The sequence below is a fragment of the Mycobacterium sp. genome, from assembly GCF_049280035.1.
In the GTDB taxonomy this organism is placed as follows: Bacteria; Actinomycetota; Actinomycetes; order Mycobacteriales; family Mycobacteriaceae; genus Mycobacterium.
Window position 1 is genome coordinate 1 of record NZ_JBAPPI010000552.1, and the last position, 7206, is coordinate 7206.

The following is a 7206-nucleotide window of genomic DNA, read 5'->3' on the forward strand; positions in this document are numbered from 1 at the left end:
CGCCGCAGGTCCTCGCAGAACCGCTCGACCTCGGCCGCCGAGGCGCCAACCAGCTCCGACGGCTCCCCGAACGCCTCATCGAAGGAGAGCTGTTCGAGGACGGGCATGGCTGCGCGCACGGTGTCGAAGACCCGACGGCTGGCGACTCCGTAGACCACGCCGCGCGGCGGCAACACCACCGCCGTCACGCCGATCAATCTGCGTGCTTGATGCATTGGCATGGCCGACCGGGCGCCGAAAACCCGTGATTCGTAGCTCGCGCCTGCCACCACGCCGCGGCCGCCCAGTCCGCCGACCAGCACCGGGCGCCCCCGCAATGTGGGCCGGGTGAGCTGCTCGACGGACGCAAAGAACGCGTCCATGTCGAGGTGCAGCACCCAACGGGATTCCACAAACCCCGATGCTATTGCGCTAGCGTCTAAATCATGGCCATGAACTTGTGCCACCGGTTGTGCTGCAGCTCCGATCGCTACTTCAAAGTGGTCGAAGACGCGCTGTTGCCGTGGGTGCTCGGCCACGTCGAGTTGGGCGACAACGTGCTGGAGATCGGGCCCGGCTACGGCGCCAACATCCGGGCGCTGATCGACAAAGCGCCGCACTACACCGCAGTCGAGATCGACCAGCCGATGGCCGACCTGCTGAAAGACAAGTACGGCGACCGCGCACGCATCATCCAGGGCGACGGAACCGACACCGGCTTACCGTCTGAGGAGTTCAGCTCGGTGGTGTGTTTCACCATGCTGCATCACGTTCCGACGCCGGCGCTGCAGGATCAGTTGTTCGCCGAGGCGTCTCGAGTGCTGCGGCCCGGCGGTGTCTTCGCCGGCAGCGACAGCGCGGCGTCAACCCTGTTCTCTATCTTGCATTTTCGCGACACCTGCAACCCCGTGTCGCCGGACACGTTGCCTGACCGGTTGCACGCAGCGGGATTTGACGATGCACATGTCGAGGCCAAAGGCCGCAGGCTGCGCTGGCGCGCGGTCAAGGCACGCTGATGCGCAACGAAATCGGCAGGGCCTGGGCTCGGTTACGCGACGAATGGGGCACTCGGCTCGAACCCGGTGAACAGGCGACAGTTCTGGCCTGGTCGACGTTTACCGTCACGTTCGCCGGTCTGCGCGCGCTCACCCACTGGATCCGTGCCGGACACGGACCGTCGGGCGGAGGTATGAGTCTAGGCGGCAAGCACTTCCACCACTACAACATCGGTATCGCATTGCTGGCGTGCGTGGCAGCCGTGGGCCTGCGCGGAACCGAGCGGCAACGGCATCATCCCGCAGCCGCGATCGCCTTCGGGTCGGCGAATGCGATGATCGTCGACGAGTTGGCGCTGCTGCTCGATCTCGAGGACGTCTACTGGGGGACCGAGGGGCGCGAAAGCGTTGACGCCGCGATCGGGATCATCGCTGCAGGCGGCACGATCGTTGCCGGCATGCCGTTCTGGCCGCACGTACACCGCGCGCTGCGGAACCTCTAGACGCGAAGCACTTTCGCGGCGTCAGGCCTTCGCGATCGCGACCCGCACGTCGTCGCCGATTTCGGTGGCGCCCGGCCCCGGCTCGCCGAACTCGAAGCTGCTAGCCAGGATTTCCCCTGCGATCAGGTCGCGATGTGTGCTGGCCCAATCGGCACGCTGCGGCGGCACCGACATCACCACGCTGATCCGGTCGGAGACGTCCAGCCCGGTCGATTTCCGCAACTCCTGCAGCTCGCGGATGCGGTCCTTAGCCCAACCCTCGGCCTCCAGCTCAGGCGTCACCGTGGCGTCCAGCACCACCAGTCCGGCCCCGCCCGGCAGCGGCGCGGTGTTGTCGGGGTCGGCGGCCACCAGCCGCGAGCTGTACTCGTCGGGTTGCAGCACCGCCGGGCCGGCGGTCAGCGTGGCGTCGGCGTTGATCACCCCCACGCCGGCCTTGACCGCTTTGATCGCCGCCTGTACATCCTTGCCCAGTCGCGGCCCGGCGACCCGGGCGTTGACAGTCAGCTCGAAACGACCGTAGCTGTCGATGTCCTCGGTGAGTTCGACCTGCTTGACGTTGAGCTCGTCGGCGATCAGATCGGCGAACGGTTCCAGTCGTTGCGGATTGTCCACGGCCACCGTGAGTTTCTGCAGCGGCAGCCGCACCCGCAGCTTCTTCGCCTTACGCAGCGACGAGGCCACCGAGCACACCTCGCGCACCTGATCCATCGCCGCGACCAGCCCAGCGTCGGCAGGCAGCACCCCGGCTTCCGGCCAATCGGTCAGGTGCACCGAACGCTCGGCGGTAACACCGCGCCAGATGATCTCGGTGGTCAACGGCAGCAGCGGCGCGGCCAGCCTCGCGGTTACTTCGAGCACGGTGTGCAAGGTATCGATCGCATCGGGGTCCTCCTCCCAGAACCGCGAGCGGGACCGTCGCACATACCAATTCGTCAAAGCCTCGGTGAACTGCCGCAGCTGCTCGCACGCCCCCGAGATGTCGCACACATCCAGCCCATCGGTCAGGTCGTCGCGCAACGCCGCCAATTTGGCCAGGATGTAACGATCCAGGACATGCGCTGAATTAGTGCGCCAGGTGCCGACTTTTGGCGCGTAGAGGGCCAAGAAGCTGTAAGCATTCCAGAACGGCAGCAGCACCTGGCGCACCCCGTCGCGGATACCCTGCTCGGTGACGATCAAGTTCCCGCCGCGCAGGATTGGCGAGGCCATCAAAAACCAGCGCATGGCATCGGACCCGTCGCGGTCGAATACCTCACTGACGTCGGGATAGTTGCGCAGCGATTTGCTCATTTTCTGCCCGTCGCTGCCCAGCACGATCCCGTGCGCCACACAGGTTTTGAACGCCGGCCGATCGAACAGCGCGGTGGCCAGCACATGTAGCGTGTAGAACCAGCCTCGGGTCTGCCCGATGTACTCGACGATGAAGTCGCCCGGGTAGTGCGTCTCGAACCAGTCGCGGTTCTCGAACGGGTAGTGCACCTGCGCGTAGGGCATGGACCCGGAGTCGAACCACACATCGAAAACGTCGGCGATGCGCCGCATCGTCGACCGTCCGGTGGGGTCGTCAGGGTTGGGTCGGGTGAGCTCGTCGATATACGGCCGATGCAAGTTGTCCGGTCGCACGCCGAAGTCGCGCTCCAGCTCGTCAAGGCTGCCGTAGACGTCGATCCGGGGGTAAGCCGGGTCATCGGAGACCCAGACCGGAATAGGCGTGCCCCAGTAGCGGTTTCGCGAGATCGACCAGTCGCGGGCACCCTGCAGCCACTTACCGAACTGACCGTCTTTGACGTGCTCGGGATACCAGGTGATCTGCTGATTGAGTTCGACCATCCGGTCCCGGAATTCGCTGACATTGACAAACCACGACTCCACCGCCCGGTAGATCAGCGGATTGCGGCAGCGCCAGCAGTGCGGGTAGGGGTGCTCATACGTTTCGTGGCGGATCAGCACCGCGCCGTTGGCCGCCGCCGGGCCACTCTGGTTTTTCAGGTCCCGGATGATCTGCGAGTTGGCCGCGAAGACATGCTGGCCCTGGTAGTCGGCGACCGTCGCGTCGAATCGGCCCCTGGCGTCGACGGGCGTCGCCGGCACGATGCCGGCTTTGTCGGCAGTCTCCTTGTCGTCCTCGCCGTAAGCCGGGGCCAAGTGCACAATGCCGGTGCCGTCGTCTGTGGTCACAAACTCGGCGCCGAGCACCTGAAAAGCGTTGGGCGAGTCCATAAAATACGGAAACGGCGGCAGGTAACGCAGGCCCACCAGATCACTGCCGCGGTAGGTGCCCAGCACCTCCGGCTCATCGCCTAGTTCTCGCGAATAGGCGCCCAGTCGAGCCTCGGCCAGAATCAGGCGGCGCTCCCCCGCCCGCACCTGCAGGTAGGTGACGTCGGGGTTGACGGCGACCGCCTGGTTCGACGGCAGGGTCCACGGTGTCGTCGTCCACACCAGCAGGTGCGCGCCGACGAGATCTTCTGCATCGCTCTCCGCGATGCGAAATCCGACGGTGATCGCCGGGTCCTGCCGACTCTGGTAGACATCGTCATCCATCCGCAGCTCGTGGTTGGACAGCGGGGTCTCGTCGCGCCAGCAGTACGGCAGCACCCGGTAGCCCTCGTACGCTAACCCCTTGTTCCACAACTGTTTAAACGCCCAGATCACCGATTCCATGTAAGGCAGATCGAGCGTCTTGTAGTCGTTGTCGAAGTCCACCCAGCGGGCCTGACGGGTCACATAGGCCTGCCATTCGTCGGTATAGCGCAACACCGATTCGCGGCAGGCTTCGTTGAACGCGGCGATGCCCATCGCGTCGATCTGGGACTTGTCGGTTATCCCGAGCTGCCGCTCGACCTCGAGTTCGGCCGGCAGCCCGTGGGTGTCCCAGCCGAAGCGGCGGTCCACCTTGTAGCCGCGCATGGTGCGATACCGCGGCACGATGTCTTTGACGTAGCCGGTGAGCAGATGCCCGTAGTGCGGTAGACCGTTGGCGAACGGCGGGCCGTCGTAGAACACATACTCCGGGGCGTCAGCCCGCCGCGCGATGGTGGCCCGGAACGTGTCGTCGCTCGTCCAGTAGCCGAGCACCTGGAGTTCGAGTGCCGGCAAGTCGGGTGCACCGCCAGCCAGCTTGGGATAGGCGTTCTCGGTCACTGCGCGCGTCGTCTCCCTCGTGCCACTTCCAGGCCCGGGGACGACGTCGCGCCGGTGCGCAAGCGCCGCGGTACCACCCCGCATTGCCACGCCGAAGCGCGGCCGCTCGTTGACGGCTGTGACGGGCCTACCCGTTCGGATCTACTTGAGCCGTTCCTTTAGGAACTGAGCCTGTTCTTCCGAAGGCTCCCCGGTGATAGCCGGATCGACGCCGCTGCAGGAGATTCTACGGGGCGGAAGCAAATCAACATCAGGCCAGCGCGGCCTTGGCGTCGGCGAGATTGGCCGCGCCAAGCACCAAACGGGTGTTGGTGGCGAGATAGGCGGTTTCCAGGTTGATTTTCGCGGCGCCGAGTTTGTGGACGACTTCGCCGAGCGCGCCGGGACGGTCTTTGATGTCGAGCACGATCACCTCTTGCTCCTCGGCGATCTTGATTCCGGCGCTCTGCAGCGCTTCGAATGCGGGGGTGGCATCGTGCACCAGGATGTGCACCTCTGCGTGCCCTCCGCCGCTGGTCAGGGCGCACAGACCGGCGATGTTGACCCCCGCCTGGCCCAAGACGTCGCCGATCAGCGCGAGCTCGCCGGGCTCGTCGTCGAGATAGAGCGTTAGATCGGTCGCCATGACGCGCTCCCTTCGCACCAGGTCTGAACAGATCGTATGTCAACGCTACCGCTTATGCCGATGCCGATTGCCGCGATTTCACGCTGCGATCAGAGCACCGGGTTCCCACTGCCTGGCCGACGGTCCGGTACCGGAGCACAAGTGTTTGTGCGCGGCCGAGCAGCCGAAGATGAGGTTGTGCAAGAGGTCCCCAGTCACATGGCCAGCGAAATTGACATCGGATCCGACGCGGTATTATAGGGCGGCCCGACTTGTCAGTGTGGTGTGCAGAGCTGCAGGCGAGATGAGCCGCCACACGACGTTCCGATTCTGTCTCGACGCATCCGTCGAGCAGCAACAGTCGCTTCACCGGCATGCCGGTGCGGCACGGTTTGCGTTCAACCAGTGCCTGCGGACGGTCAAAACCGCGTTGACGGCTCGCACGTCCGATCCTGGTATTGAGGTGCCGTGGAGCGGATTCGACCTAATCAACATATTTAACGCTTGGAAGAAAACCCGCGACGCTGGGCGGGTATTCGCCGTCGACGCGGATGGCGTCGCCTCCATCGTGGCGTCTGGGCTGCCGTGGCGACGCGAGGTCTGTCAGCAGGTGTTCGAGGAGGCTGCCGTGGATTGCGGGCGGGCGCTGAGGGCCTGGTCGGATTCGCGCTCAGGCAAGCGCAAAGGCCGGCGCGTCGGGTTCCCCGCTTCAAGAAGAAAACCGCAGCGGTGCCGTCGTTTCGGTTGCGCAACAGGCACCCGAGGGGCGGGAGACCGGCAATCCGAGTCGGCGACAACGGTCGGTCGCGCTCGATCACCCTGCCCGGCATCGGCCAGATCGCGGTGCACGATGACACCCGCCGGTTGCGGCGCATGCTCGCCAAGGGTCGAGCGAAGATCCTGTTCGCCACCGTCTCCCACCACGCTGACCGATGGTGGGTGTCAATAAACGTGGAGGCCGCCGACCTCCACGTTGCACACCGCCACGTGCCGCGCGGCGAGGCCCGTCACAGCGACTGGGTCGGTATCGATCGGGGCCTATCGGCATTCCTGGTCGCTGCCACCAGCGACGGCACCGAAGTCGCCCGCATCTGCGATGGGCCGAAGGCACTCGCCGTCGGGATGCGACGCCAGCGGCGGCTGGCGAAGTCATTGTCCCGCAAGAAGAAAGGATCACACCACCGCCGCAAGGCCGCCGCAAAGCTAGGACGTCACCACCGCCGCGTCGCGAACGTGCGTCGACACTTCTTGCACCAGGTATCGAATCAGTTGGTCAAGACCCACGACCGACTCGTTATCGAGAACCTGAACGTGGCAGGTATGCTGCGCAATTGCAGCCTCGCCCAAGCGATCTCGGATGCGGGATGGGCCGAATTCGGCCGAGTACTGGGCTACAAGCAGCAGTGGCGAAGCGGCGAACTTATCACCGCCGACCGCTGGTACCCATCGAGCAAGCTGTGCTCGGCATGCGGAGTCAGCAACACCGAGCTGTCGCTCACCGATCGGGTCTTCACGTGCGACTGCGGCTTGGTTCTTGATCGCGACCTCAATGCCGCGGTTAATCTCGCTCGCTGGGGCGAAAACCACGCGTACTCCCCCGAACCCCGGACCCCCAAGCACGGAGGCCGGGCCATCAACGCCCGCCGACGGGACGGCGCTGACCGGCACCCTGCGTGTGCCAGTGAAACCAGCCCGAAAGACGCGGGAACCGATGTTCACACTGCACCCGCAGCCTGAACTGACGACGCCCGAGGAGGGCGGTGCCGAACACTCAACCGAGTCATTCGACACGCTTTACACTGCGGCTGTGGCGTTCGACGCGGCGTTTGCCCGCGATGTGGTTCTGCCGCTGGCGCAGGCAGCGTACACGGTAATGGGTGGTAGCCAGGCCACCCTCCCACCCGGTTACGTGCAGACCAGTTTGATCCAGGCTGATGCCGTGGTGCTCACCGCGATGACGAGCCCGCACCCCGCCGTG

At 65.1% G+C, this 7206-nt stretch carries 5 protein-coding genes and 2 pseudogenes; 4 read left to right on the top strand and 3 right to left on the bottom strand.

The annotated features are described in order from the left end of the window. Positions 1–377: pseudogene (locus WAN71_RS17910) on the bottom strand (DNA polymerase IV); the annotation flags it as partial. A gap of 48 nt (positions 378–425) precedes the next feature. Between WAN71_RS17910 and WAN71_RS17915 the strand changes: the two are divergent. Continuing rightward, positions 426–995, top strand: a complete 570-nt coding sequence (locus WAN71_RS17915; RefSeq protein ID WP_422226619.1) for a class I SAM-dependent methyltransferase — start codon at positions 426–428, stop codon at positions 993–995. Further along, positions 995–1477 (top strand): hypothetical protein, encoded by a 483-nt coding sequence (locus WAN71_RS17920; RefSeq protein WP_422226620.1) that lies wholly within the window; start codon positions 995–997, stop codon positions 1475–1477. Before WAN71_RS17915 ends, WAN71_RS17920 begins: the two co-directional genes overlap by 1 nt. Before the next feature lie 21 nt (positions 1478–1498). Here the strand turns inward: WAN71_RS17920 and ileS are convergent, their stop codons facing one another. Both ileS and WAN71_RS17930 read right to left on the bottom strand, forming a co-directional pair. After that, positions 1499–4624, bottom strand: a complete 3126-nt coding sequence (gene ileS, locus WAN71_RS17925) for an isoleucine--tRNA ligase (protein WP_422226621.1) — start codon at positions 4622–4624, stop codon at positions 1499–1501. Between the two features lie 250 nt (positions 4625–4874). After that, the gene (locus tag WAN71_RS17930; protein ID WP_422226622.1) at positions 4875–5249 is read right to left on the bottom strand and encodes an amino acid-binding protein; all 375 of its coding nucleotides are present in this window, start codon (positions 5247–5249) and stop codon (positions 4875–4877) included. A gap of 283 nt (positions 5250–5532) precedes the next feature. Here WAN71_RS17930 and WAN71_RS17935 point away from each other — a divergent pair. Beyond that, positions 5533–5649: pseudogene (locus WAN71_RS17935) on the top strand (helix-turn-helix domain-containing protein); the annotation flags it as partial. 212 nt (positions 5650–5861) lie between these two features. Then, on the top strand, positions 5862–6965 hold the full coding sequence (locus WAN71_RS17940) for an RNA-guided endonuclease InsQ/TnpB family protein (RefSeq protein WP_422226623.1): 1104 nt from the start codon (positions 5862–5864) through the stop codon (positions 6963–6965). The last annotated feature ends 241 nt before the right edge of the window (positions 6966–7206 follow it).

Bases quoted from the DNA above. Each gene is read 5' to 3' on its own strand.
- WAN71_RS17920 (WP_422226620.1), top strand. From the start codon at position 995: ATGCGCAACGAAATCGGCAGGGCCTGGGCTCGGTTACGCGACGAATGG.
- WAN71_RS17930 (WP_422226622.1), bottom strand. From the start codon at position 5,249: ATGGCGACCGATCTAACGCTCTATCTCGACGACGAGCCCGGCGAGCTC.
- WAN71_RS17915 (WP_422226619.1), top strand. From the start codon at position 426: ATGGCCATGAACTTGTGCCACCGGTTGTGCTGCAGCTCCGATCGCTAC.